This is a genomic window from Streptomyces sp. NPDC025833 (assembly GCF_055558055.1).
Genome location: NZ_JBVHNF010000002.1, coordinates 372,200 through 393,745, shown reverse-complemented (window position 1 = coordinate 393,745; position 21,546 = coordinate 372,200). Strand labels below are relative to the sequence as shown.

Below are 21,546 nucleotides of genomic sequence, written 5' to 3'. Positions count from 1 at the left end.
AGGGCCCGCTCGCCCCTCCCGCCGCACCGGCGGCGGGAGGCGGCCGGACGGGCCCGGATCCCGGCCGCCCACCGGCGGCCGGGGCCCGCACGACCACCCCACACCTCGGCCGCGGAGCTCCATCCATGCACGTTCACCACGGCGCGCGCCGCACCGGCGCGGCCCATGTCACCCTGCTCACCGAAGGCACCTACCCGCACAGCCACGGCGGCGTCAGCGTCTGGTGCGACCAGCTCGTCCAGGGCATGCCCGACCTCGACTTCGACGTCATCGCCGTCACCGGCACCGGACGCGAGAGCGCCGTGTACGACCTGCCCGACCACGTCCACAGCGTGCTGTCCGTCCCCATGTGGGGCGCGCCGCCCGAGGGCCGCCCGCCCCGGGGCCGGGCCCTGAACCGCCTGGCCGCCGCCTACGAACGCTTCCTGACCGCGCTGCTCGACCCGCGCGCCGAGGACCAGTTCCCGCCCGCCCTCTACACCATGGCCAGGGCCGCCGCGGACGGCGCGCTGAGCCCGTTCCTGCGCGGCGACCGGGCCATCACGATCCTCGCCGGAGTGTGGAACCGCCCCGGACTGGCCGTCCGGGAGGCCCGGCCCACCGTGCACGACGCGGTCACCGCCACCGCCCTGCTGGAGCACGCGCTGCGGCCGCTCGCCGCGCCCGCGCCCCGGCACGGCGTCGCCCACGCGGTCAGCGGCGGCGTCGCGGTGCTGCCCGGCCTGGCCGGACTGGACCGCGACGGGATCCCGCTGCTGCTCACCGAACACGGCGTCTACCTGCGCGAACGCTACCTCGGCTACCGCACCGCGCCCTACCGCTGGCCGGTGAAGGCCGTCGTCCTCGGCTTCTTCCGGCTGCTGGCCGAGGAGAGCTACCGCCGAGCCTCCCTGATCACCCCCGGCAACCGCTACAACCGGCTCTGGGAGGAGCAGGGCGGCGCCGACCCGAAGGCCATCCGCACCGTCTACAACGGCGTGGACCCGGCCGCCTTCCCGGCCGCCGGCCCCGAGCCCGACGTGCCCACCCTGAGCTGGGCCGGCCGCGTCGACCCCATCAAGGACCTGGAGACCCTCATCCGCGCCTTCGCCCTGGTCCGCGGGCGGATACCCGAGGCCCGGCTGCGGCTCTTCGGCGGCACGCCCCGCGGCGGCGAGGCGTACCGCGAGCGCTGCGCGGCCCTGGCCGCCGAACTGGGACACGCGGACGCGGTCACCTTCGAGGGCCGCGTCGACGACATCAAGGACGCCTACGCGGCCGGGAACGTCGTGATGCTCTCCAGCATCAGCGAGGGCTTCCCGTTCACCCTCATCGAGGCGATGTCCTGCGGCCGTGCCACCGTCTCCACCGACGTCGGCGGGGTCCGGGAGGCCGTCGGCGACAGCGGACTCGTCGTGCCACCGCGCGACCCGTCCCGCATGGCGGCGGCGGCACTGGAACTCCTCGGCGACCCCGCACGGCGCACGGCGATGGGAGAGGCGGCCCGGCTGCGCGTGATCGAGCGGTTCACGCTGCGCCGGACCATCGACACCTTCCGCTCCATCTACCTCGAACTGCCCTGGCACGCCCGTCCGTTCACCGACCCGGCCGCCCAGGGGCGACAGCCGCGGATCGCCGCCGGAAGCCTGGCCGGATGAGCGGGCCCATGGCACTCGAACCCGGCGACGGACAGGACACCCTCGCCCTGCGGCTCGCCGGGACACCCGCCCGCCGCGACCACCACACCCTGTCGATCAGGCTGCCCGGTCCCCTTCCCGGCCCGGAGGCGGTGAGCCTGCTGGCCGCCGACCTGGCCGACCGGATCGGCCCCGCCGTGCACCCGTACGAGGTGGCGGCCCTGCTGGAGGCCGAGGGCCTGACCGCCGAGCAGATCAGGGCGCGCTACGGCCACCCCAACCTCTTCTCGCTCGCCACCGCCCTCTACGAGCAGGTGCCGCGGACCTACCCGGAGCCGGCCCCGGCGGCCGACCCCTGGCGCCCGGACACCGTGCGCTGCCTGCTGCGCGGGGTGCTGTTCGCCCTGCCCGGCCTCGCCTACCTGCTCACCGCGCCCCTGTGGCACCCCGGCCGGCACGCCGGCGCGCTGATCACCGCCGGCCTCGTCTCCTGGGCGTGGGGCCAGGCGCTCGGCCACCGCGCCCACCTGCGCATGGCGACCGGCCGCCGGGAGGCCGGCCGCACCCTGCTGACCGGCGCGCCGCTGGGCGCGGCCCTGGCCACGGCCGCGGCGGCCCCGCTGGCCGGCGGCACCCCGGTGCTGCTGGCGACGGCCGCCCAGTCGCTGTACCTGGCCGCGGCCGGTGTCCTGCTGGTCCTGGCCCGCGAACGGCTGCTGCTCGCCGCGCTCTCCCCGCTGCTCGCGGGCGCCGCCGCACTGCCCTGGTGGGAACCGGGACCCGCGCTGCGCACCGGCCTGCCCCTGCTGGCCCTGCTCGCCACCCTGGCCGGCACCGCCCACGTCCTGCGCGGCGCCCTCGCCACCCCCGCCGCGTCCGGCGGCCCCCGGCCCCGGCCGCTGTGGTCCCTGCCGTACGGGCTGTTCGGCCTGGCCGCGGGCGTGCTGGTGCTGCTGGAAGGGCGGCGCGAACCGTACGCGGTGATCGTGCTGACACTCAGCATGGGCCCCGCCGAGTGGCTGCTGTACCGCTACCGGGGCCTGTCCGTGGCGGCCCTGCGCTCCACCGCCACGCCCGCCGCCTTCCTGCTGCGGTCCGCCGCCGTGCTCGGCGGCTGCCTGTGCGCCTACCTGCTGCCGCTGCTGCCCGCCGCCTACCTCACCGGCGCCGCCCCGGCCACCCTGCTCCTGCTCGCGGCCACCCTGTGGACCGCGCTGCTCCTCCAGGCGTTCGGAGCCGCCTGGCCGCCGGCCGTGCTCTGCCTGACCGCCGCCGCCGTCGCCGGCGCGGTCCCGGCGCTCGGCCTGCCACCCGGCCCCGCCGCCCTGCCGCTGTGCTGCGGCGCCGCCGTCCTGGGCCTGGTGGCGTACGCGCTGCCGCTGCTCGGCCGGCCCGCCCGGCACGCGTGACGCCGTCCCCGTTCGACCACACCACCGAAAAGGACCCCGCGTTGACCTCCGCCGCACCGCTCGCCGCCGTCACCGGAGCCGAAGGCTTCATCGGCTCGCACCTCACCGAAGCCCTGGTCGCCTCCGGCCACCGGGTCCGGGCCATGGCCCAGTACAACTCCTTCTCCTCCTACGGCTGGCTGGAGACCCTGGCCCCGGACGTCCTGGACCAGGTGGAGATCGTCCTCGGCGACGTCCGCGACCCCGGCTCGGTCCGCGCCCTGCTCGACGGCGCCGACGCCGCCTACCACCTGGCCGCCCTGATCGCGATCCCGTACTCCTACCAGGCCCCGCACAGTTACGTGGAGACCAACGTCACCGGGACCCTCAACGTCCTGGAGGCGGTGCGGGCGCTGGGCACGCCCCGGCTGGTGCACACCTCCACCAGCGAGACCTACGGCACCGCGCAGACCGTGCCCATCACCGAGGACCACCCCATCAACACCCAGTCCCCGTACGCCGCGTCGAAGGCCGGCGGCGACCGGCTCGCCGACAGCTACCACGCCAGCTTCGGCACCCCCGTCGTCACCCTCAGGCCGTTCAACACCTTCGGGCCGCGCCAGTCCATGCGCGCGGTCATCCCGACCGTCATCGGCCAGGTGGCCGCGGGGGAGCGCACCATCACCCTCGGCGACCTGCGGCCCACCCGGGACTTCACCTTCGTCAAGGACACCGCGCAGGCCTTCCTCGCCGTCGGCACCGCGCCCGCCGAGAAGGTGGTCGGCCGGACCTTCAACGCCGGGACGGGCGGCGAGATCTCGGTCGGCGACCTCGTCGCGCTGATCGGCAAGGTCATGGACACCCCCCTCGACGTCCGGGAGGACCCGGCACGCATCCGGCCCGCGAACTCCGAGGTGATGCGGCTGGTCGCCGACGCCACCCGGCTCGCCGCCGCCACCGGCTGGGAGCCGGGACACACCCTGGAGCAAGGCCTCGCCCACACCGTGGAGTTCTTCCGCGACCCGGCCAACCTCGCCCGCTACAAGACCGGCATCTACAACATCTGAGCCGTCCGGCACGGCCCCCACCCAACGAAGGAGGAGCCCCATGCACGCAGTGATCCTGGCGGGAGGCAAGGGCGTCCGGCTGCGGCCCTACACCACCGCGCTGCCCAAGCCGCTCGTCCCGATCGGCGACCAGCACGCCATCCTGGAGATCGTGCTGCGCCAGCTGTCGACCGCGGGCTTCACCCACTGCACCATCGCGATAGGCCACCTCGGCGAGATCATCCGCGCCTACGTCGGCGACGGCTCCCAGTGGGGCATGCGGATCGACTACGCCACCGAGGAGAGCCCGCTCGGCACGATGGGCCCGCTGCTCAACCTCAAGGACCGGCTGCCCGAGACGTTCCTGGTGATGAACGGCGACGTCCTCACCGACCTCGACTACGCCGACGTGCTGCGCCGCCACCGGGAGACGGCGGCCCCGCTCACCATCGCCACCTACGCCCGCGAGGTGCGCATCGACTTCGGCGTGCTCACCACCGACGCGAGCAAGGTCGTCGCGTTCACCGAGAAGCCCAGCATGGACTACCGGGTCTCCATGGGGGTCTACGGCCTCAGCCGCACCACCCTGGACGGCTACACCGCGGGCCTGCCGCTCGGCTTCGACGAACTCGTCCTGGACCTGCTGAAGACCCAGAACCCGCCGCACGCCTACGACTTCGACGGGTACTGGCTGGACATCGGCCGGCCCGACGACTACGACCGGGCCAACGCCGAGTTCACCAGCCGCAAGTCCCTGCTGCTCAAGGGAGCCTGAACACCGCATGCGCATTCTCGTCCTCGGCGGCACCGGTTACCTGGGCCGCCACGTGGCGGAGCGGCTGCGCGCCCTGCCGGGCGCGCACGTCCTCACCGGGGGCCGTTCCGCCACCGCCGCCTTCGCCGTCGACCTCGCGGCCGACCGGCCGGAGCGGCTGGCCCGGACCCTCGCGGCGGCGGCACCCGACGCCGTCGTCAACTGCGCGGGCGCCACCGGCGGCGACGCCGTGACCCTGGCCGAGGTCAACGCCCGGGGCCCGGCGGCGCTCTGCGCGGCGCTGCGCGAGGCGGCCCCCACGGCCCGCCTGGTGCACCTGGGCTCGGCCGCCGAGTACGGCCCGGGCACACCGGGCAGACCGGTCGCCGAGTCGGCGCCCGCCTGCCCCGTCACGCCCTACGGCGCGACCAAACTGGCGGGCACGACCGCGGTGACCTGCGCCGCCCTGGACGCAGTGGTGCTGCGGGTGGGCAACCCGGTCGGCCCGGGAGCGCCCGCGGCGAGCCTGCCCGGCCGGCTGGCCGGGCTGCTGCGCGCGGCCGGCCGGGACCCCGGGGCGGTGCTGCGCCTCGGCGACCTCTCGGCCCACCGGGACTTCGTCGACGTGCGCGACGTGGCCCGCGCGGTGGAGTTCGCCGTCACGATGCCCGGGCCGCTGCCGTCCGTCCTGAACATCGGCGGCGGAACGGCCGCACCGGTACGGGAACTGGCGCACGGCCTGGCCCGGCACGCGGGGTTCCGGGGGACGCTGGAGGAGGGCGCGGGCGGCTCCGCCCGCTCGGCGCAGGTGTCGTGGCAGTGCTCGGACATCACCGCCGCGGCCCGGGCCCTCGGCTGGCGCCCGGTGCACGGTCTCGACGACGCCCTCGCCGCGCTGTGGGGGGCCACCGCGGAGCGGGTGCCGTGAGCCTGCTGGTACCCCTGTACGTCCACCCGGCCGAGGACCCGGGCGCCTGGCACCGGCTGATCGCGGCGGCGGACCGCACCTACGCGGTCGTGCTCAACCCGGCGAGCGGCCCCGGCGCCGCCCCGGACCCCGCCTTCACGGCCGCCGCCCGGGCCCTGCGCGCGGCCGGGGCCCGGCTGCTCGGTTACGTCGACACCGACTACGGCGTCCGGGACCGGGACCGCATCACCGAGGACATGCGCCGGCACCGGGACTGGTACGCGGTCGACGGCTGCTTCCTGGACCAGGTGACCGCCGGTGCGGACGGGCTGCCGGCCTGCCGCCGGCTGGTGCGGGACCTGCGGCGGTGCGGCGCGGGGACCGTCGTCCTGAACCCGGGCGTCCACCCGGCGCCCGGCTACGTCCGGCTCGCCGACCTGACCGTCACCTTCGAGGGGCACTGGAGCACGTACGTGTCGTCGTACGTCCGGCCGGGCTGGACCGCGCGGCACCCGCCGGACCGGTTCTGCCACCTCGTCTACGGCGTCCCCGAGGCGCTCGTGCCGCTCGCCGTGCGCACCGCGCGCGAGCGGGGCGCGGCGGTCAGCGGCCCGGTGACGGGCGAACCGCCCAACCCCTGGGCCGCGTTGACCCCGGCGCTGGCCGGCGGGGGCGGTGTGGCAGGCTGACGAGAGCCACATCCGAGCAACGGGAGGCGCACCGGCATGGCCGTCATCCACCAGACCACCCTCACGCCGACGAAGACCGAACTCCTCACCGGCTGGCTGCCCGGACGCCCGTGGTACCGCGGCGGGCCCGCCCCGGTGCTGGAGAGGTCCGGCGGCTTCCGCCTGGACGACCCCGAGGGCGAGGTGGGCATGGAGTTCATGGTGGCCACCGACACCTCGGATCCGCGGCGGACGGCCTACCTGGTCCCGCTCACCTACCGCGGCGCGCCGCTGGCGGGCGCCGAGCACGCCCTCCTCGGCACGATGGAGCACGGGGTGCTGGGCAAGCGCTGGGCCTACGACGGCTTCCACGACCCGGTGCTGGTCGCCGAGACGCTGGCACTGATCGAGGGACGGGCGCAGGCGATGGCCCAGAGCATCAGCGACACCCCGGACCACGAGGTGACCCGCTCCCGCACCGGCGCCCCGCTCACCCCGGCCGGGTTCACCCCGGCGCCGGCCGACGACCGGGACGGAACGCGCGTGCCGGTCCCCGGCGGTGCGGTCCTGGAGGTCCACCGGGTCCTCGGCCCCGTCGACGAGGACCCGCCGCTGCCGCCGCGGGGCGCGCTCGGCCACGTCGCCACCGGCTGGCCGGGCCCGGACGGCACCCGGCTCCGGGCCGTGCTGATGACGCTGCGCCCGGCGTGACGCGCGGGGCCGCCCGCGGCGCGGCCCCGCCCCGCGTGCGCCCGTCATCACCCGGCCGGGTGGTGACGGGCACCCACACGGGTCAACACCGGCCGCGGACGCGCCCGTCGGGAGGAACCCGGGGTGCGCGACGGCCCGGCCCCGGGTCAGATGGAGTCCGTGCGAAACTCCATACCCCGCTTCCGCGGCCGGTCCCGCCGCTGCCTGTTCACCGGCGCCCTGACCGGCCTGCTCGTGTTCCTGTCCGGCCCCGAGGCCGTGTCCGACCCGACCGGGGGCGCGCCGGACCGCGGCAGCGCCTACATGGGCATCGGCGTCCTCGCCCACGACGGCAGTTCCGGCGCCCCGCCCCCCGTATCCCGCGCCACCCAGACCGAGGGGGTGGACGTCTCCAGCCACCAGGGCGCCGTCGACTGGCCCGCCCTGTGGAACAGCGGCGTCCGGTGGGCGTACACCAAGGCCACCGAGGGGACGTACTACACCAACCCCTCCTTCACCCAGCAGTACGACGGCTCCTTCGACAGCGGCATGGTCCGGGGCGCCTACCACTTCGCCACCCCCGACACGGCCGGCGGCGCCGCCCAGGCCGACTACTTCCTGGCGCACGGCGGCGGCTGGTCGAAGGACGGCCGGACCCTCCCCGGCGTCCTCGACATCGAGTGGAACCCGTACGGCGACGCCTGCTACGGGCTGTCCAAGAGCGCCATGACCAAATGGATCCGCGACTTCCTCGGCCGCTACAAGTCCCGCACCGGCCGGGACGCGGTCATCTACACGGCCACCAGCTGGTGGGTCCAGTGCACCGGCGACCACGCCGGGTTCGGCGCCGCCAACCCGCTCTGGATCGCGCGCTACGCCTCGACGGTGGGCACGCTGCCGGCCGGCTGGTCCACGTACACGATGTGGCAGTACACCTCCACCGGTCCGACGGTAGGCGACCGCGACCGCTTCAACGGCTCCCAGGAGAGGCTGGCGGACTTCGCCACCGGCTGAGCGCCGCGGCCGTCCTCAGTCGACGTCGACGTCGACGTCGTCGAACAGCGCGTGCATCGCGCCGAGCACCCGCAGGCAGGCGTCGACGTCCGCCGCCGTCACGGTGCCGTCGACCCGGCGCAGCAGGGCGTGCTCGCGGGCCCGTACGGCCCCGATCGCGGCCCGGCCCGGGTCGGTGAGCCGGATGAGCGAGGACCGGCGGTGCGCCGGGTTGGGGGTGCTCTCGACCAGGTCCTGCCGTGCCGCGTCGTTCACCATGCGCTGCACGAACTGCCGGCTGAGCGCCTGCGCCCGGCCCATCTGCGGGACCGTCATGGGCCCCTGCGCGCGCAGCAGGTCGAGCACCGCGCGGACTCCGACCGACAGGCCCTCGATCGGTGCGGCCTCCTCCACCTTGCGGTGGACGCGCCGGTAGAGCGGGCCGACCAGGCCGAAGACTTCGGAGAGGCGTTCGGCCGAGTCTTCCTGATTTCATGACTGTCGATCTTGCATCCACGCCCGTCCGCATGCTCCCGACCTCCGACGGCAGCCTCGCCTACCGCGAGGCGGGCTCCGGCACCCCCCTCGTGTTCCTGCACGGCGGCTTCACCGACCACACCATGTGGGAGGAGCAGTTCCGGGCGTTCGCGCCGACCCACCGGGTCATCGCCCGGGACGCCCGCGGGCACGGTGCCTCCGACAACGCCACCGGGCCCTTCCGGCAGGCCGACGACCTCGCCGAGCTGCTCCGCGGCCTCGACGCCGCCCCCGCCGTGCTCGTCGGACTGTCGATGGGCGGCGGCATCGCCGTGGACTGCGCGCTGGAACACCCCGAACTGGTCCGCGCGCTCGTGGTCTGCGGAGCCGGCACCAGCGAGCCGGACTTCGCGGACCGGTGGGTGCTGGAGACGATCGCGGCCCAGAACGGCGCCCTGGCCGCCGGCGCCCTGGCCGGCTGGGCCGACGCCTACCTGCTCTGGGCCGCCGGCCCGCACCGGGACCTCGCCGACGTCGACCCCGAGGTACTGCGCCTGCTGCGGCAGACGGCCCTGCGCACCCTGAGCAAGCACACCCCCGACGAGCCCGACCACCGCGTCCCCGTCACCCGGACCTGGGAGCGCGTCCCGGGCATCGAGGTCCCCCTGCTCGCCGTCGCCGGCGACCTGGAGTCCCCGGACCACCTGGCCATGAGCGCCCGGCTCGCCGAACTCGTGCCCGACGGCCGCACCGTCGGCATCCCCGGCACGGCCCACTACCCGAACATGGAGAACCCGGCCCGCTTCAACGCCGAACTGGCCGCGTTCCTGGAGGCACTGGCCTGACCGCAGGCTCCCGCCGGACCGCTCCCGGGGCCGGGACCCCGCAAGGAGCACCGGCTGCGGGCGCGACCGGTCACGGGGGAGCCGGTCGCGCCCGGCGGCCGCCTCGTGCGCCGCGGAAGAGGCAGCCCCGGTTCACCCGCCCGACCCGGGCGGGTGAACCGGGGCTGCGCGGTGCGGGGCACGAGAGGAGACTGCTCGGGACGACCGACGTCCCTGGGTGGTGGTGGAGAGGTGACCGCAGAACCGGGCGGGGCGCCGCTGGAGGGGTTCCTCGCCGATCCCGACCACTGCACACTGGACCTCGCGAGCGCCGTGGCCCACTGCGCCAAGTCGCTCGGCGTGCGGCACGCCGTGGTCTACCTGGCCGATCTCCAGCAGCGGCACCTGGTGCCGCTCACCGACGTGACCGCGAGCCTGGACATCGACGCCACGCTCGCCGGCTGGTGCTACCGCACCCAGTCGCTGCGCGTGGAGGAGTCCGAGCGGGACGGGGTGACGGCGTGGTTCCCGCTGCTGGACGGCGCCGAACGGCTCGGCGTCCTGGCCGTCCACGCCTGGACGCTCACCGCGGACTCGCTGCGCCAGGGGCGGGCGCTGGCCGCCCTGCTCGCGATGATGGTGTCCTCCAAGCGCGCCTACATGGACTCCTTCGTCCGGCGCACCCGGACCGCCCAGATGCGCCTGCCCGCCGAGATGCTGCGCGCCTTCCTGCCCCCGCGCACCATCGGCAACCGCCAGGTCGTCTCCACGGCGGTCCTCGAACCCGCCTACGACATCGGCGGTGACGCCTTCGACCACTCCCTGACGAACACGTCCCTGCACACCGTCGTCCTCGACGCCATGGGACACAACCTGCTCTCCGGGCTGACCAGCGCGGTCGCCCTGGCCGCGTGCCGCAGCGCCCGGCGCGGCGACGCCGACCTGTGCTCCCTCGTGGACAGCGTGGACCAGGCACTGGCCCGGTGGCTGCCGGACCAGTTCTGCACCGGGATCCTCGCCCAGCTCGACTTCACCACCGGCACGCTGCAATGGAGCAACTGCGGCCATCCGGCACCGCTGCTGATCCGCGATCAGCGGCTGGTCGTCGACGCGATGGCCCGCGAGGCCGACCCGCCCATGGGCCTGCGCTCGCTGCTCTCCGCACGGGACCGCCGGGTGCACGGGATGCGGCTCCGGCCCGGTGACCGGGTGCTGCTCTACACCGACGGCGTGACCGAGGCGCGGATGCTCGACGGCCGGCTCCTCGGTCTCGAACGGTTCGCGGACTACGTCATCCGGGCCAGCGCCACCGGCGAGATCGCGCCCGAGACGCTTAGGCGCCTGATCCACTCGCTGCTGGACAGCCAGGACAGCCGGCTCAGGGACGACGCCACGATCCTGCTGTTCGAGTGGCAGCCGGACGTCTGACCGACCCCGCCCCGGCGGCATGGCGCACCCGCGGCGAGGCGGCCGGCAGTTTGGTTAGGCTCGACGGGTGCCGCACGTCGAAATCCTCCAGCTGCTGGTCTCCCCGGTGCACCGGCTCTCCGGCCGGCCGGGCGACGGCCCGCCCGAGCTGCCGCCCGCGGAACGCGTGACCCGGGCCGAGGTCCGCGCGGGCCTCGGCATCGTCGGGGACCGGTACTTCAACCGGCCCGCCCACCGCAACGCGTCCGTCACCCTCATGGCGGCCGAGCGGCTGCCGTCGCCGTACCCCGCCGACCTGCTGCGGACCCGGCGCAACGTCCTGCTGCGCGGGGTCGACATCGACGCCTGCGTCGGCACGACGGTCTTCCTCGACTGCGGCCACGGGCCGGTGGAACTGGAGGTCCGCAGGGCGGCCCGGCCCTGTGCCTGGATGGACACCACCCTCGGTCCCGGCGCCCAGCGGGCCCTGCGGGGCGGCGGGGGAGTGCGCTGCCGCCCGCTCACCGACGGCGTCCTCGCCGTCGGCCCGGCGGTCTTCGAGATCCGTAAGCCGGGGGACGCCCCGCCCACCGGGTGAGCGGGCCGCGGGCCACGGCCGCGCGGCCGGGCCGCGGCGGTCAGGCCCCCGAGACGAGCAGCCGGCCGGCCAGCCGGTGGGCCTGGGCGAGCAGCGCGCCGTAGGTGGCGACCTCGTCGGGATCGTCCGACGTGGAACGGGCCAGGTCCCGGCGCAGCTCCGTCAGCGTGCCGCGCAGGTCCCGCACGGCCGTGCGCAGCTCGTCCTCGCGGGAGTCGCCGAACCGGCTGTTGCTGTACAGCCGCAGGGCGTGCGCGGTCTGGCACAGGAACGTCGCGTACCGGCGGGCGGGCCCGGGGTGCGGCCGGGTCTGCGCACGGTCCTCGGCGGTGGCCTCCAGCACCGTGCGGGTCACCTCCGTGGTGTGCACGGCCGCGTAGTCCAGCACCACGATCGCGTCGTCGAAGCCCGTCCCGGGCAGCGTCACCCCGCCGCCGCGGCGGCGGCGCAGGTTGCCGCGCAGGCTCTCCCGGCTCCACTCGACCGTCTGGCGGGCCCGCTCCACCAGCCGGCGCAGCCGCAGGGCGCGCTCGTGCCAGTCGCCGGCCTCCTCGGCGTCCCACCGTCCCGCGGCCAGGCCGTCCGCGACGTCGCGCAGGATGTCGTGGGCCTCCTCGGTCGCGTCCTGCAGCACGGCCTCGGTGTCGCGCAGGTAGAGCGGCGGCCGGATCAGCGCGTTCACCGCGATGCCCACCGCCGCGCCGAAGAGGGACTCGCCCAGCCGGGCCGCCGAGGTCGTGACACTGACGGACCCGTTGGTCAGCACGAACAGGGCGCCGGTGGCCGCGTAGATGCCCTGGCTGCCCAGGCGCCGCCACTGGCCCAGCAGCATCGCGAGCGGCAGCACGATCGCCATGGCGGCCACCGCGTCGTGCAGCAGCAGGCCGACCACGGTGGCCGTGACCGTGCCGGCCGCGATCGCCCCGAGCTGCTGGAGCCCGCGCGCGATGGACCGGTACACGGTCGACTCGACCAGCACCACCGCGACCCACGGCGCCACGAACGCCACCGGCGCCTTCAGCCACCACCCCGCCACCGCCCAGGCCACCCACGCGGCCAGCGCCGCCTTCAGCGCCTGGAGGGCGAGGTCCCGCTCGCGGCCCGGTCCCGCCCAGGCCCGCCGCGCGGCACGCACCGCGCCCGCCGCGTCCTGCCGTACTCCTTGCCAGGTCATCCGTATCCCACGCACGCCGGACCGGGTGCCACCGGCGGGACAACCTCATGCCGGGTGTCCGCCTCCCGTCCGCCCGGCGGGCAGTGCCGCGCGTCACACGGGTCACCCGCGCGGGCGTCAGGGAGGCAGCGCGCGCAGGGCGTTCAGCACCGCCCAGACGACCGAGACCAGCGGTACCGCCACGACGGCGCCGATCACCCCCGCGACGATGCTGCCCGCGATGACCGACACGGCCACGACGAGCGGGTGCAGCCGCACCGCCCAGCTCATCACCAGCGGATGCAGCACGTGCCCCTCCAGCTGGCCGATCACGACGATCAGCACCAGCACTCCCGCGGCCGTCAGCGGGCCCCGGCCCGCGAGCGCGACGACCGTGGCGACCCCGAGCGCCACCGGAGAGCCCACCAGTGGCACGAACGCGGCGAAGAACTCCAGCAGCGTCAGCGGCAGCGCGAGCGGTACCCGCAGGACGAGCAGGCCGACGCCGACCAGCACCGCGTTGGTGGCGGCCACGATGATGATGCCGCGCGTGTACCCCGCGAACGTCCGCCAGGCCGCCCGGCCGGCCCGGTCCCACACCGGGCGGGCGCCGCTCGGCAGCAGCCGGTCGCGTGCCCAGGCCCACAGGCGTTCGCCGGAGTAGAGGAAGAAGACGGAGACGAACAGGGCCAGCGCGCCGCCCGTGACCAGCTCCACCACCCGGCCCAGCTCGTCGACCGCGCTGCTGAGCAGGGACGTCCGGTGTGCGGAGACGTACTCCGCCACCTGGTGCTGGAGTCCGGACAGGGCGTTCGGGCCGAGCCGGAACGGCGGTCCCTGGAGCCATTCCTGGACGCGCTGGACTCCGCCGCGGAACTCCTCGGCCAGTTGCTTCGAGTGGCTCGCCACCGAGCCGGCCACCAGCGCGATCAGGGCGATCAGGGCGAGGAGGCTGCCCACCAGCGACACGGCCACGCCGAGCGGCCTCGGCAGGAACCGGGCGAGCAGATCGGTCAGCGGGCGCAGCACGGAGGTCACGACCAGCGCGAGGAAGAACGCGACGGCGATGAGCTGGAAGCTGCCGAGGATGCTGAAGACGCCGTAGACGACGATGCCGACGAGGATCAGCCGCCAGGAGTAGGCCGCGGCCACCCGCAGCCAGGGCACCGTCCGCTCGCCCGGCGGCGCCGGCGGTCCCGGGGGAGGCGGGGCGGGCAGCCGTACGGAGTACGCCGGCCGGCTGCCCAGCACGACGCCCCCGGCCCGGCGCCGGCCGCCCCGCCCCGCCGTTCGCCGGCGCGCATCGCCCACCACCGCTCCCGCCTCCTTCCCGCCACCCCGGCCGCCGGGTCGTCACCGCCGGTCACCTCGACAGCACCGTAAGCACACCGCGCGCGGGAGGCGCGGCCGTGTGCTCGCCCGCCCGGGGCCCGCCCCCGGTACGACGGCGTCCGCGGCGGGGAAGCGGGCGCCGCCCGGTGGGCCCGGACGGGTGACGGCCGTACCGCGCAAGCCGTTCCACCGCGGTCCCGGGGGCTGCGGCCGGCGCCCGCCTGTGCCGCCCCGCCGGGCGCACCGTCCGGTACGGCCGTCACACCGGAGGCACCCCCCCGCCCACCTGCGACGCGGCGCGAGCACAGGACTTTCACAAGCACCACAGGTGGACCCGCGGGGCCGGGGGCACCCGCCCGGTGTCGTCGGCAGCAGGGAGGGGAACCTCCAGTGATCACCGTCGCGGTTCTTCTGTTCCCCGTCCTCGCGGTGCTGCTGTTCGGGCTGGACCAGGTCGAGGACCGCTGGGTCCTGCGGCCGCCGCGGGTCCGTCGCTCCCGGCACCGCCGACCGAGGCGGGCCGGCCGGCGCTGAGCGTCTCCCGGGGCCGGGCGGCCGCTCGCCCGGGCGCACACGCGGGCGGGGCGCCCGCACGCGTCACTCAGGGAGGCGGCCCGCACGCCGGGCCGCCTCGGCGGGCCCGGCAGAGCCGCCCGGCCTCCGTACCGGCCTCAGCCTCCTTACCGGCCCCAGCGGGTGTACCGGCCTCATCGGGCACACCGGCCTCAGTCGGGCGTACCGGCCCAGCTGCCCCAGCGGATGCACCCGCCCCAGCGGACGCACCCGCCCCAGCGGACGCACCCGCCCCCGCGCGCCGGTCACCCGCTCCCGCCGCGCGTCACCTCGTTCCCGTGTCCGGGGTCTCCTGGGTCGCGCGGCCCACCGGCAGCAGCTCGCGGATGTCGGCGGGGAGCGCACCCGCCATCCGCTCGGTCAGTTCCGGCGCGAGGGCGGCGTCCAGCACCTCCAGGACCGCTGCCGCCTCCCGCAGCGCCGTGTCCTCGTCGGTGCCGGCGCGGGCGGCGACGCGCCCGGCGAAGGCGGTCAGCCCGAACCGCTCGCAGGCGGTGCCGGCGTCCCGGCCGGGGGACGCATCGGTCCCCTCGCGCATGGCCGCCGCCATGTCCGGCGGCAACTGGGCGGCCACGTGCCGGGCCAGCCCGGCCGGCAGCCGCTCCGACAGCGTGCTCACCACCGCGTGCGCGGCCCGCTCGGTCGTGCCCCGGTCGGGCAACTGGGCCAGCGCCTGTACTTTTCCGATCATCTCGTCGTGCCGCATGGGACCGGTCCCTTCGCACGGAGTGCTGACGGCACGCCCGTCCGGCGGGCGTGGCGTCAGCCTCCGAGTACCCGCCCGCGCGTCCGGTCACCGGCGGGCGCGATCCGGCCGGGCGGGCGTCGGCGGCGCGTCGGCGGCGCGTCGGCGGGGTACGCGTCGGCAGCGGGACGACGGCCGACCGACGTGCGAGGTGTGCATGCAGGACGCGGGACTGGCGGCGCCGTTGTGGGACCTCCACAACGGGCAGGGACCGCGGCAGATGGCCGAGCTGGGGCTGGCGCTGCTGCTGTCGAGCCTGATCGGCTGGGAGCGCGCGTCCCAGCAGAAGAGCGCGGGGATGCGCACCCACACGCTGGTCGGCATCGCGAGCGCCCTGATGATGGAGGTCTCCCAGCACGGGTTCACCGCGGTGCTCGGCCTGGAGAACGTCTCCTTCGACCCCTCCCGGGTCGCCGCGCAGATCGTCTCGGGCATCGGCTTCATCGGCGGCGGGCTCATCTTCGTACGACGGGACGCCGTGCGGGGCCTGACCACGGCCGCCACCATATGGCTGACCTGTGCCGTCGGCATGGCCTGCGGGGGCGGGCTGCCGGTCCTCGCGCTGGCGGTGACCGCCCTGCACTTCCTGGTGGTCCGGGGCTACCCGCTGCTGTCCTCCCGGGGTGTTCCCGGCGCGGCCGCCGCCACCTTCGAGGCCCGCCTCACCTACCGGACCGGTACGGCACTGCTGCCGCGCCTGATGCAGACCTGCACCCGGCGCGGCTTCCGCATACTCCAGGTCAAGGTGGAACGCCTGCCCGGGCGCACGGACGACGCCGCGCGCGTGCTGCTGCAGCTCGAGGGCGCCGGGGACCCCGCCCGGCTGGCGTCGGAGCTGTTCCACGACGACGGGGTGCTCGACATCGAGGTGAACACCGCCGACGAGGAATGACCGGCCGTGCGGAGGGCGGTCGGTCGGTACCGGCCGGTGCACCGCGGGCGGCCCCGGATCATCCCTCGGTCTTCTCCTGGGTGGCCGTCCAGGCGTACTGGAGCCAGTCCGACAGGGTCACCGCGCCCAGGCCGCCGCACAGACCAGGCGGGTGAGCCGCGGGGCGGCCGTGTAGGAGCACACCAGCGCGCCGGCGGTCCACGCCGCGGTGCAGAACGGGCAGGCGACCAGGTCGCCGACGGCCCGCCGGAAGCCGCTGCCCCGGGGCTCGTCCAGGACCTCGCCCGCCTCGCCCTCGTCGGCCCGGCGGGTGAACGGCGCGCGCAGGAAGCCGGTGATCCTGTCCTTGGTGAGCAACCGCGACGTCTTGTACGTCGCCGCGCCCAGCAGCGCCACGTCCCAGGGCGGCAGTTCCTCCGGCAGCCGCACCCCCTGGCGCCGTGCCACCAGCGCGAAGGTGCCCACGCCCGCCGCGAACAGCGAGGCGAGCGCGGCGTAACCGCCGAGCGGGACCTCGTCCCGCCCGTCGTAGCGCGCGGCGTCGTCCGTCATGAGACCTCCCGGACCTCCTCGGACATGCCGGCCCTGCCACGGGCGCCGGCCGGGTTCCCTGCGGTGCCGGGCCGGCACGTGCGCTTGCCGGGCGGCCCGGGGAGACCTATATTCATCACACGATGAATTATTGGGGCTGCTCTGCGGAAGGGCGGGACGATGAGTGAGAAGACCACGTGCTGTGTGGTGGGGGGCGGCCCGGCCGGCATGGTGCTCGCGCTGCTGCTGGCGCGGGCCGGGATCGCGGTGACCGTCCTGGAGAAGCACGCCGACTTCCTGCGTGACTTCCGCGGCGACACCGTCCACCCGTCGACCCTGGCGCTGCTGGACGAACTCGGCCTCGCCGAGCCCTTCGCCCGGCTGCCCCAGCGCCGGGTGCGCACCATCGGGCTGCCGGCCGGCGCCGGGCGCTCCCCCCTGACGGTCGCGGACCTGTCGGTGCTGCCCGGTCCCTACGACTACGTCGCCATGGTGCCCCAGTGGGACCTGCTGGACCTGCTCGCCGAGGAGGCCCGCCGCGAGCCGTCCTTCCGGCTGCTGACGAACACCGAGGCGACCTCGTTCCTGACCGAGTCCGGGCGCGTCACCGGGGTGCGCTACCGCACCTCCGACGGCCGCACCGGCGAACTGCGCGCCGTCCTCACCGTCGCGTGCGACGGCCGCGGCTCCCTGGCCCGCTCCCGGCCGGAACTGGGACTGCGCCGCTTCGCCTGCCCGATGGACGCCTGGTGGTTCCGGCTGCCCCGGCGGGACGGCGACCCGGCCGGCCTCGTCGGCGGCGCGGGCGAGGGCTTCCTGACCGCGATGATCGACCGTGGGGACTACTGGCAGTGCGCCGCGCTCATCCCCAAGGGCACCGACGCCGAGCGCCGCGCGGACGGCCTGGACCGGTTCCGGGCCGCCTTCGCCGCCGCGGTCCCCTGGATCGCCGACCGCACCCGGACCCTGGACTCCTGGGACGACGTCAAGCTGCTCGACGTCCACCTGGACCGGCTGCGCCGCTGGCACCGCCCGGGCCTGCTGTGCATCGGCGACGCCGCGCACGCCATGTCCCCGGTCTTCGGCATCGGCATCAACCTCGCCGTGCAGGACGCCGTGGCCGCCGCCCGCCACCTGGCCGAGCCGCTCCGCCGCGGCGCCGTGGGGCCGCGGGACGTCCGCGCCGTGCAGCGCCGCCGCCGTCCCCCGACGGTCCTCACGCAGACGCTCCAGCGCGCGGCCCACGCCCGCTTCATCGCGCCGGTGCTGCGGGGCGAGCCGCCCCTCGGCAGTGCGGACCGGGCCCGTCGCGTCGCCCGGCTGCTGGCCGGGACACCCTTGCTGCGCCGCCTGCCCGCCTACTTCGTCGCCTACGGAGCCCTGCGGGAACGGCCGCCGGCCGCGGCGGTCCGGCGGCGGCCCGCGGCCACGGACACCGCCACGGGCGCACGCCGTCCGTGACGGACCGCGCCGGGCGTGCGTCAGGTCACATATGACCTGGTTCGCACCCCCTCCCCGGCGGTCCGGGCGCCCGGCTACCGTTGCGTGCGGCCCTGTTCCCCTTCCCCCTCGGACGGTCCGGCTGTGCCCACTGATCTGTCTCCCGTGATAGCCGCGACGACGCGCTGGCTGACGGTCGCCTACCCGTCCTGCGGCGGCGCGCTCTCCTCCGCACTGTGCGAGGCGCAGGCCCAGCAGGCGGTGACCGTCGCCGCCCGGCTGCGCTACCCCACCGAGATCGACGCCGCCCTGGTCACCATGGCAGGCCCCGGCGGCGCGGAACGCCTCGACCGGGTCACCGGCGGCGAGCGGGCCGACGGCCACCCGGCCGACGACTGGGCCTGGCGCACCTGGGTCGACGAGGTCGTGGCCAGCTGGGCCGCCGTGCTGCTCACCGACGCCGCGCTGGCCGGGCCGGCCGTCGCCGCACTCGCCGGGGACGGGCACGGCGCGGCCGCACCGGCGCAGTTCCGCCGGCTGCTCGCCCCGGACGACGGCGACCGCCGCGCCGCGGCCCTGCTCCGCCACCCCGACCTGCTGGCCCCCGTCGCCGGACTGCACCGCGAGCAGCTCCTCGACCGGCTCGCCCCCGGACGGGCCGTCGCCGCCTGAGCCCCGCGGCCCCGGCGGTGCCCCGTGTCGCACGGCGCCGCGCGGGGTACCGCGGTCACGGGCGGGCCGTCCCCCGTACGGCCCCCCACCGCGGGAAGGGCCCGGTCATGACCTTCCAGAACCCCGTGCACCGCGGCGGCGCCCGCCGCGGCCGGTTCGAGCAGTTCGCCGAGTACGCCTCGAACTTCACCAGCTCCCCGGCGTTCTTCCTGTTCTGCCTGCTGCTCGTCGCCTTCTTCGCCGCCGCCCACGCCGCCCGCCTGCCCCTGGAGCTGCTCCTTCTCGCCGGCGAGTCCATGACGGCGGTCGCCCTGCTGCTCCTCGCCCTGCTGAAGAACGCCGAGATGCGCGCCGAGCACGCCGTCCAGCGCAAGCTCGACGCCATCGCCGCGGCCCTGCTGGAGGCGCACGGCGACGAGCGCGGCCAGGTCGTCGAGGACCTGCGCCGTGCGATCCGGATGGAGGAAGAGACCTGACCGGCCCCGGCGAAACGCCGCCGCGGTCCTTCCCGGCACCCCCCGCGGCGGCGACGATGCCGCGTCATGGACATCCTGCTCGTCGCCAGCGCGTTCAACAGCCTCTCGCAGCGCCTGTACGCCGAACTGACGGACCGGGGGCACCGGGTGGACGCCGTCCTGGCCGTCCACGGCCCCGACCCGGTCCGGGCCGCGGTAGGGGAAAGGCGCCCGGACCTGATCGTCGCGCCCATGCTCAGGACCGCCCTGCCCGAGGACGTGTGGCGGGAGCACACCTGCCTGATCGTCCACCCCGGCCCGCCGGGCGACCGCGGCCCCTCCTCCCTGGACTGGGCCGTCTCCGGCGGGGCCGCGCACTGGGGCGTGACGGTGCTGGAGGCCGAGGCCGCGATGGACGCCGGCCCGGTCTGGGCCGCCGAGCCGTTCCCCGTCCCGCCCGTGGGCAAGAGCGACCTGTACCGCAACGAGGCCTCCGACGCCGCCGTCACCGCCGTCCTGACCGCCGTACGGCGCTACGCCGGCGGCGACCACAAACCCCTCCCGCAGACCGACGACTCGGTCACCGTCGTCCGGCGCGGCGCCTTCCGCCAGGAGCGCCGGCGGATCGACTGGGAGCGGGACGGCACCGAGACGGTCCTGCGCAAGCTGCGCTGCGCCGACTCCCAGCCCGGCGTCCTCGACGAACTCCTCGGCCACGAGGTGTTCCTGCACGGCGGGCACCCCGAGGACCTGCTGCGCGGCCGGCCCGGCGACCTGCTGGCCCAGCGCGCGGGCGCCGTCTGCCGGGCCACCCGCGACGGCGCCGTCTGGATCCCCGAACTGCGCCCCCGCAGGAACTCCGGCGACCCGGCGCCCTTCCGGCGGCCGGCCGCCTCGGTCCTCGCCGGGTACGCGCCCGGCCTCGTCCTCCCCGACGCCCCCGTCCCGGCGCACCTCCCACCGGGACGGCGGACCTGGACCGACATCCGCTACCGGCACCACGGCGACGTCGGCTTCCTCGCCTTCTCCTTCCCGGGCGGCGCGATGAGCACCGACCAGTGCCGCAGGCTCCTCGCCGCCTACACCGAGGCGCTCACCCGCCCCACCCGCGTCCTCGTCCTCGGCGGCTCCCGGGACTTCTTCTCCAACGGCATCCACCTCAACGTCATCGAGGCGGCCCCCGACCCGGCGGCGGAGTCCTGGGCCAACCTCGTCGCCATGGACGACCTGGTGGAGGCCGTACTGCGCACCACCGACCGGCTGGTGGTGGCCGCGCTCGCCGGCAACGCCGCGGCGGGCGGCGCCATGCTCGCCCTCGCCGCCGACGAGGTGTGGTGCCGCACCGGCGTCGTCCTCAACCCGCACTACCGGCGCATGGGCCTGTACGGCTCGGAGTTCTGGACCCACACCCTGCCGCGCCGCGCCGGCGCGGAAACGGCCGCCCGGCTCACCACCGAGGCACTGCCGGTCAGCGCCGCGACCGCCGAACGGCTCGGCCTGGTGGACCGGCTGGTGCCCGCCGCGCCGGGGGACTTCGCGGCCGGGACCGAGCGGCTGGCGGCCCGGCTCGCCGCCGCACCGGACCTGGACCGGCGACTCGCCGGGAAGCGGGCCGCCCGCGCGGCCGACGAGCGGGAACGGCCCCTGGCCCGGTACCGGGAGGACGAACTGGCCCGCATGCGCGCCGTGTTCTTCGACCCCGGGGCCCCGTACCACGCCCTGCGCTCGGCCTTCGTCCGCAAGACACCGGGCGGCCCGGTCCGGCCGCTCGCCCCGGTCACCGGGGACCTCCGGTGACACCGGGCCTGCTGGTGGCCGGTGTCGGGAACATCTTCCTCGCCGACGACGCCTTCGGCCCCGAGGTGATCCGGGCCCTGGAGCACCGCCCGCTGCCGCCCGGGGCACGGGTGCGCGACTACGGCATCCGCGGCCTGGACCTCGCCTACGACCTGCTGTCCGGCCCCGGCACCGCCCTGCTGGTCGACGCCGCCGCGCGCGGCCACCGCCCCGGCACCCTCTCCCTGATCGAGGCCGCGCCCCCCGACGGCGGCGTCCCGCCCGAAGCACACGGCATGGACCCCGCCAAGGTGCTGGCCCTCGCCGCCCACCTGGGCGACGAACCGCTGCCCCGGGTCCTGGTGCTCGCCTGCGAACCCGCCGTCCTGCCGAGCGACGACGACCTCCTGCCGGGACTCAGCGCACCGGTCCGGGACGCCGTCGCCCGCGCGGTGGACGCGCTGCACGTCCTCGTCCCCGCCCTGCTCGCCGACCCCGCCGGCCCCCTGCCGGCGTTGGGCCGCCCGATGGAATCCCGCACCCCCCGCCCGGCTGCGCTGCCCGGCATCACGCCCGGCGGACCCGAGGATCGTTGAGCCCCCGGGCCGC

General features: G+C 76.0%; 23 protein-coding genes. 18 read left to right on the top strand and 5 right to left on the bottom strand.

Features of this window, described 5'->3' with window-relative positions:
* Window positions 1-125: 125 nt before the first annotated feature.
* The 8 genes from pelF to ACZ4K2_RS04280 all read left to right on the top strand — a co-directional run bounded on the left by pelF (window position 126) and on the right by ACZ4K2_RS04280 (window position 8,083).
* Window positions 126-1,637 carry a GT4 family glycosyltransferase PelF gene (pelF, locus tag ACZ4K2_RS04315; RefSeq protein ID WP_467470312.1) on the top strand — a complete coding sequence of 504 codons (1,512 nt, stop codon included), beginning with the start codon at window positions 126-128 and terminating at the stop codon, window positions 1,635-1,637.
* Window positions 1,634-3,025, top strand: a complete 1,392-nt coding sequence (locus ACZ4K2_RS04310) for a hypothetical protein (RefSeq protein WP_467470310.1) — start codon at window positions 1,634-1,636, stop codon at window positions 3,023-3,025. The genes pelF and ACZ4K2_RS04310 overlap by 4 nt, the downstream gene beginning before the upstream one ends.
* Window positions 3,026-3,066: 41 nt before the next feature.
* On the top strand, window positions 3,067-4,071 hold the full coding sequence (locus ACZ4K2_RS04305; RefSeq protein WP_467470308.1) for a GDP-mannose 4,6-dehydratase: 1,005 nt from the start codon (window positions 3,067-3,069) through the stop codon (window positions 4,069-4,071).
* 40 nt (window positions 4,072-4,111) lie between these two features.
* A complete protein-coding gene (locus ACZ4K2_RS04300) occupies window positions 4,112-4,825 on the top strand; it encodes a nucleotidyltransferase family protein (RefSeq protein ID WP_467470306.1) in 714 nt (237 codons plus the stop codon).
* A 7-nt stretch (window positions 4,826-4,832) separates the two neighbouring features.
* Window positions 4,833-5,732 (top strand): NAD-dependent epimerase/dehydratase family protein, encoded by a 900-nt coding sequence (locus tag ACZ4K2_RS04295; RefSeq protein ID WP_467470304.1) that lies wholly within the window; start codon window positions 4,833-4,835, stop codon window positions 5,730-5,732.
* Complete coding sequence (locus ACZ4K2_RS04290; RefSeq protein WP_467470302.1) at window positions 5,729-6,400, top strand: spherulation-specific family 4 protein; 672 nt, start codon at window positions 5,729-5,731, stop codon at window positions 6,398-6,400. The genes ACZ4K2_RS04295 and ACZ4K2_RS04290 overlap by 4 nt, the downstream gene beginning before the upstream one ends.
* Window positions 6,401-6,436: 36 nt before the next feature.
* Entirely contained in the window at window positions 6,437-7,090 is a 654-nt protein-coding gene (locus tag ACZ4K2_RS04285; RefSeq protein ID WP_467470299.1) for a maltokinase N-terminal cap-like domain-containing protein, read from the top strand.
* A gap of 150 nt (window positions 7,091-7,240) precedes the next feature.
* Window positions 7,241-8,083, top strand: a complete 843-nt coding sequence (locus tag ACZ4K2_RS04280) for a lysozyme (RefSeq protein WP_467470485.1) — start codon at window positions 7,241-7,243, stop codon at window positions 8,081-8,083.
* 15 nt (window positions 8,084-8,098) lie between these two features.
* Here ACZ4K2_RS04280 and ACZ4K2_RS04275 read toward each other — a convergent pair whose 3' ends face one another.
* Window positions 8,099-8,512 carry a MarR family winged helix-turn-helix transcriptional regulator gene (locus tag ACZ4K2_RS04275; RefSeq protein ID WP_467470483.1) on the bottom strand — a complete coding sequence of 138 codons (414 nt, stop codon included), beginning with the start codon at window positions 8,510-8,512 and terminating at the stop codon, window positions 8,099-8,101.
* A gap of 44 nt (window positions 8,513-8,556) precedes the next feature.
* Here ACZ4K2_RS04275 and ACZ4K2_RS04270 point away from each other — a divergent pair, with 44 nt between their 5' ends.
* The 3 genes from ACZ4K2_RS04270 to ACZ4K2_RS04260 all read left to right on the top strand — a co-directional run bounded on the left by ACZ4K2_RS04270 (window position 8,557) and on the right by ACZ4K2_RS04260 (window position 11,368).
* A complete protein-coding gene (locus ACZ4K2_RS04270; protein WP_467470297.1) occupies window positions 8,557-9,384 on the top strand; it encodes an alpha/beta fold hydrolase in 828 nt (275 codons plus the stop codon).
* Window positions 9,385-9,615: 231 nt separating this feature from the next.
* Complete coding sequence (locus tag ACZ4K2_RS04265) at window positions 9,616-10,791, top strand: PP2C family protein-serine/threonine phosphatase (protein ID WP_467470295.1); 1,176 nt, start codon at window positions 9,616-9,618, stop codon at window positions 10,789-10,791.
* Between the two features lie 67 nt (window positions 10,792-10,858).
* Window positions 10,859-11,368 (top strand): molybdenum cofactor biosysynthesis protein, encoded by a 510-nt coding sequence (locus tag ACZ4K2_RS04260; RefSeq protein WP_467470293.1) that lies wholly within the window; start codon window positions 10,859-10,861, stop codon window positions 11,366-11,368.
* Between the two features lie 40 nt (window positions 11,369-11,408).
* On the opposite strand, the gene ACZ4K2_RS04255 is transcribed toward ACZ4K2_RS04260, so the two are convergent.
* Together ACZ4K2_RS04255 and ACZ4K2_RS04250 are read right to left on the bottom strand one after the other, a co-directional pair.
* A complete protein-coding gene (locus ACZ4K2_RS04255) occupies window positions 11,409-12,542 on the bottom strand; it encodes an FUSC family protein (protein ID WP_467470291.1) in 1,134 nt (377 codons plus the stop codon).
* A 117-nt stretch (window positions 12,543-12,659) separates the two neighbouring features.
* On the bottom strand, window positions 12,660-13,835 hold the full coding sequence (locus tag ACZ4K2_RS04250; RefSeq protein WP_467470289.1) for an AI-2E family transporter: 1,176 nt from the start codon (window positions 13,833-13,835) through the stop codon (window positions 12,660-12,662).
* A gap of 408 nt (window positions 13,836-14,243) precedes the next feature.
* On the opposite strand from ACZ4K2_RS04250, the gene ACZ4K2_RS04245 reads away from it, so the two are divergent.
* On the top strand, window positions 14,244-14,387 hold the full coding sequence (locus ACZ4K2_RS04245) for a hypothetical protein (RefSeq protein ID WP_467470287.1): 144 nt from the start codon (window positions 14,244-14,246) through the stop codon (window positions 14,385-14,387).
* A 304-nt stretch (window positions 14,388-14,691) separates the two neighbouring features.
* On the opposite strand, the gene ACZ4K2_RS04240 is transcribed toward ACZ4K2_RS04245, so the two are convergent.
* Window positions 14,692-15,132: a DUF2267 domain-containing protein gene (locus ACZ4K2_RS04240; RefSeq protein ID WP_467470285.1), complete on the bottom strand. Its 441-nt coding sequence runs from the start codon at window positions 15,130-15,132 to the stop codon at window positions 14,692-14,694.
* 196 nt (window positions 15,133-15,328) lie between these two features.
* Here ACZ4K2_RS04240 and ACZ4K2_RS04235 point away from each other — a divergent pair, with 196 nt between their 5' ends.
* The gene (locus ACZ4K2_RS04235; protein ID WP_467470284.1) at window positions 15,329-16,063 is read left to right on the top strand and encodes an MgtC/SapB family protein; all 735 of its coding nucleotides are present in this window, start codon (window positions 15,329-15,331) and stop codon (window positions 16,061-16,063) included.
* Window positions 16,064-16,180: 117 nt separating this feature from the next.
* Here ACZ4K2_RS04235 and ACZ4K2_RS04230 read toward each other — a convergent pair whose 3' ends face one another.
* On the bottom strand, window positions 16,181-16,615 hold the full coding sequence (locus ACZ4K2_RS04230) for a DUF1360 domain-containing protein (RefSeq protein ID WP_467470283.1): 435 nt from the start codon (window positions 16,613-16,615) through the stop codon (window positions 16,181-16,183).
* A gap of 159 nt (window positions 16,616-16,774) precedes the next feature.
* Here ACZ4K2_RS04230 and ACZ4K2_RS04225 point away from each other — a divergent pair, with 159 nt between their 5' ends.
* From ACZ4K2_RS04225 to ACZ4K2_RS04205, 5 genes are all read left to right on the top strand, one after another.
* Window positions 16,775-18,055 carry an FAD-dependent oxidoreductase gene (locus ACZ4K2_RS04225; RefSeq protein WP_467470281.1) on the top strand — a complete coding sequence of 427 codons (1,281 nt, stop codon included), beginning with the start codon at window positions 16,775-16,777 and terminating at the stop codon, window positions 18,053-18,055.
* Between the two features lie 123 nt (window positions 18,056-18,178).
* Window positions 18,179-18,706 carry a hypothetical protein gene (locus ACZ4K2_RS04220; protein ID WP_467470279.1) on the top strand — a complete coding sequence of 176 codons (528 nt, stop codon included), beginning with the start codon at window positions 18,179-18,181 and terminating at the stop codon, window positions 18,704-18,706.
* A gap of 107 nt (window positions 18,707-18,813) precedes the next feature.
* On the top strand, window positions 18,814-19,182 hold the full coding sequence (locus ACZ4K2_RS04215) for a hypothetical protein (RefSeq protein WP_467470277.1): 369 nt from the start codon (window positions 18,814-18,816) through the stop codon (window positions 19,180-19,182).
* Window positions 19,183-19,248: 66 nt separating this feature from the next.
* Complete coding sequence (locus ACZ4K2_RS04210; RefSeq protein WP_467470275.1) at window positions 19,249-20,958, top strand: hydrogenase maturation protein; 1,710 nt, start codon at window positions 19,249-19,251, stop codon at window positions 20,956-20,958.
* Window positions 20,955-21,533: a hydrogenase maturation protease gene (locus tag ACZ4K2_RS04205; RefSeq protein ID WP_467470273.1), complete on the top strand. Its 579-nt coding sequence runs from the start codon at window positions 20,955-20,957 to the stop codon at window positions 21,531-21,533. Before ACZ4K2_RS04210 ends, ACZ4K2_RS04205 begins: the two co-directional genes overlap by 4 nt.
* The last annotated feature ends 13 nt before the right edge of the window (window positions 21,534-21,546 follow it).

Coding starts and splice junctions, on each gene's coding strand:
- pelF (WP_467470312.1), top strand. CDS start 126: ATGCACGTTCACCACGGCGCGCGCCGCACCGGCGCGGCCCATGTCACC.
- ACZ4K2_RS04310 (WP_467470310.1), top strand. CDS start 1,634: ATGAGCGGGCCCATGGCACTCGAACCCGGCGACGGACAGGACACCCTC.
- ACZ4K2_RS04300 (WP_467470306.1), top strand. CDS start 4,112: ATGCACGCAGTGATCCTGGCGGGAGGCAAGGGCGTCCGGCTGCGGCCC.
- ACZ4K2_RS04295 (WP_467470304.1), top strand. CDS start 4,833: ATGCGCATTCTCGTCCTCGGCGGCACCGGTTACCTGGGCCGCCACGTG.
- ACZ4K2_RS04285 (WP_467470299.1), top strand. CDS start 6,437: ATGGCCGTCATCCACCAGACCACCCTCACGCCGACGAAGACCGAACTC.
- ACZ4K2_RS04280 (WP_467470485.1), top strand. CDS start 7,241: ATGGAGTCCGTGCGAAACTCCATACCCCGCTTCCGCGGCCGGTCCCGC.
- ACZ4K2_RS04270 (WP_467470297.1), top strand. CDS start 8,557: ATGACTGTCGATCTTGCATCCACGCCCGTCCGCATGCTCCCGACCTCC.
- ACZ4K2_RS04255 (WP_467470291.1), bottom strand. CDS start 12,542: ATGACCTGGCAAGGAGTACGGCAGGACGCGGCGGGCGCGGTGCGTGCC.
- ACZ4K2_RS04240 (WP_467470285.1), bottom strand. CDS start 15,132: ATGCGGCACGACGAGATGATCGGAAAAGTACAGGCGCTGGCCCAGTTG.
- ACZ4K2_RS04235 (WP_467470284.1), top strand. CDS start 15,329: ATGCAGGACGCGGGACTGGCGGCGCCGTTGTGGGACCTCCACAACGGG.
- ACZ4K2_RS04230 (WP_467470283.1), bottom strand. CDS start 16,615: ATGACGGACGACGCCGCGCGCTACGACGGGCGGGACGAGGTCCCGCTC.
- ACZ4K2_RS04225 (WP_467470281.1), top strand. CDS start 16,775: ATGAGTGAGAAGACCACGTGCTGTGTGGTGGGGGGCGGCCCGGCCGGC.
- ACZ4K2_RS04215 (WP_467470277.1), top strand. CDS start 18,814: ATGACCTTCCAGAACCCCGTGCACCGCGGCGGCGCCCGCCGCGGCCGG.
- ACZ4K2_RS04210 (WP_467470275.1), top strand. CDS start 19,249: ATGGACATCCTGCTCGTCGCCAGCGCGTTCAACAGCCTCTCGCAGCGC.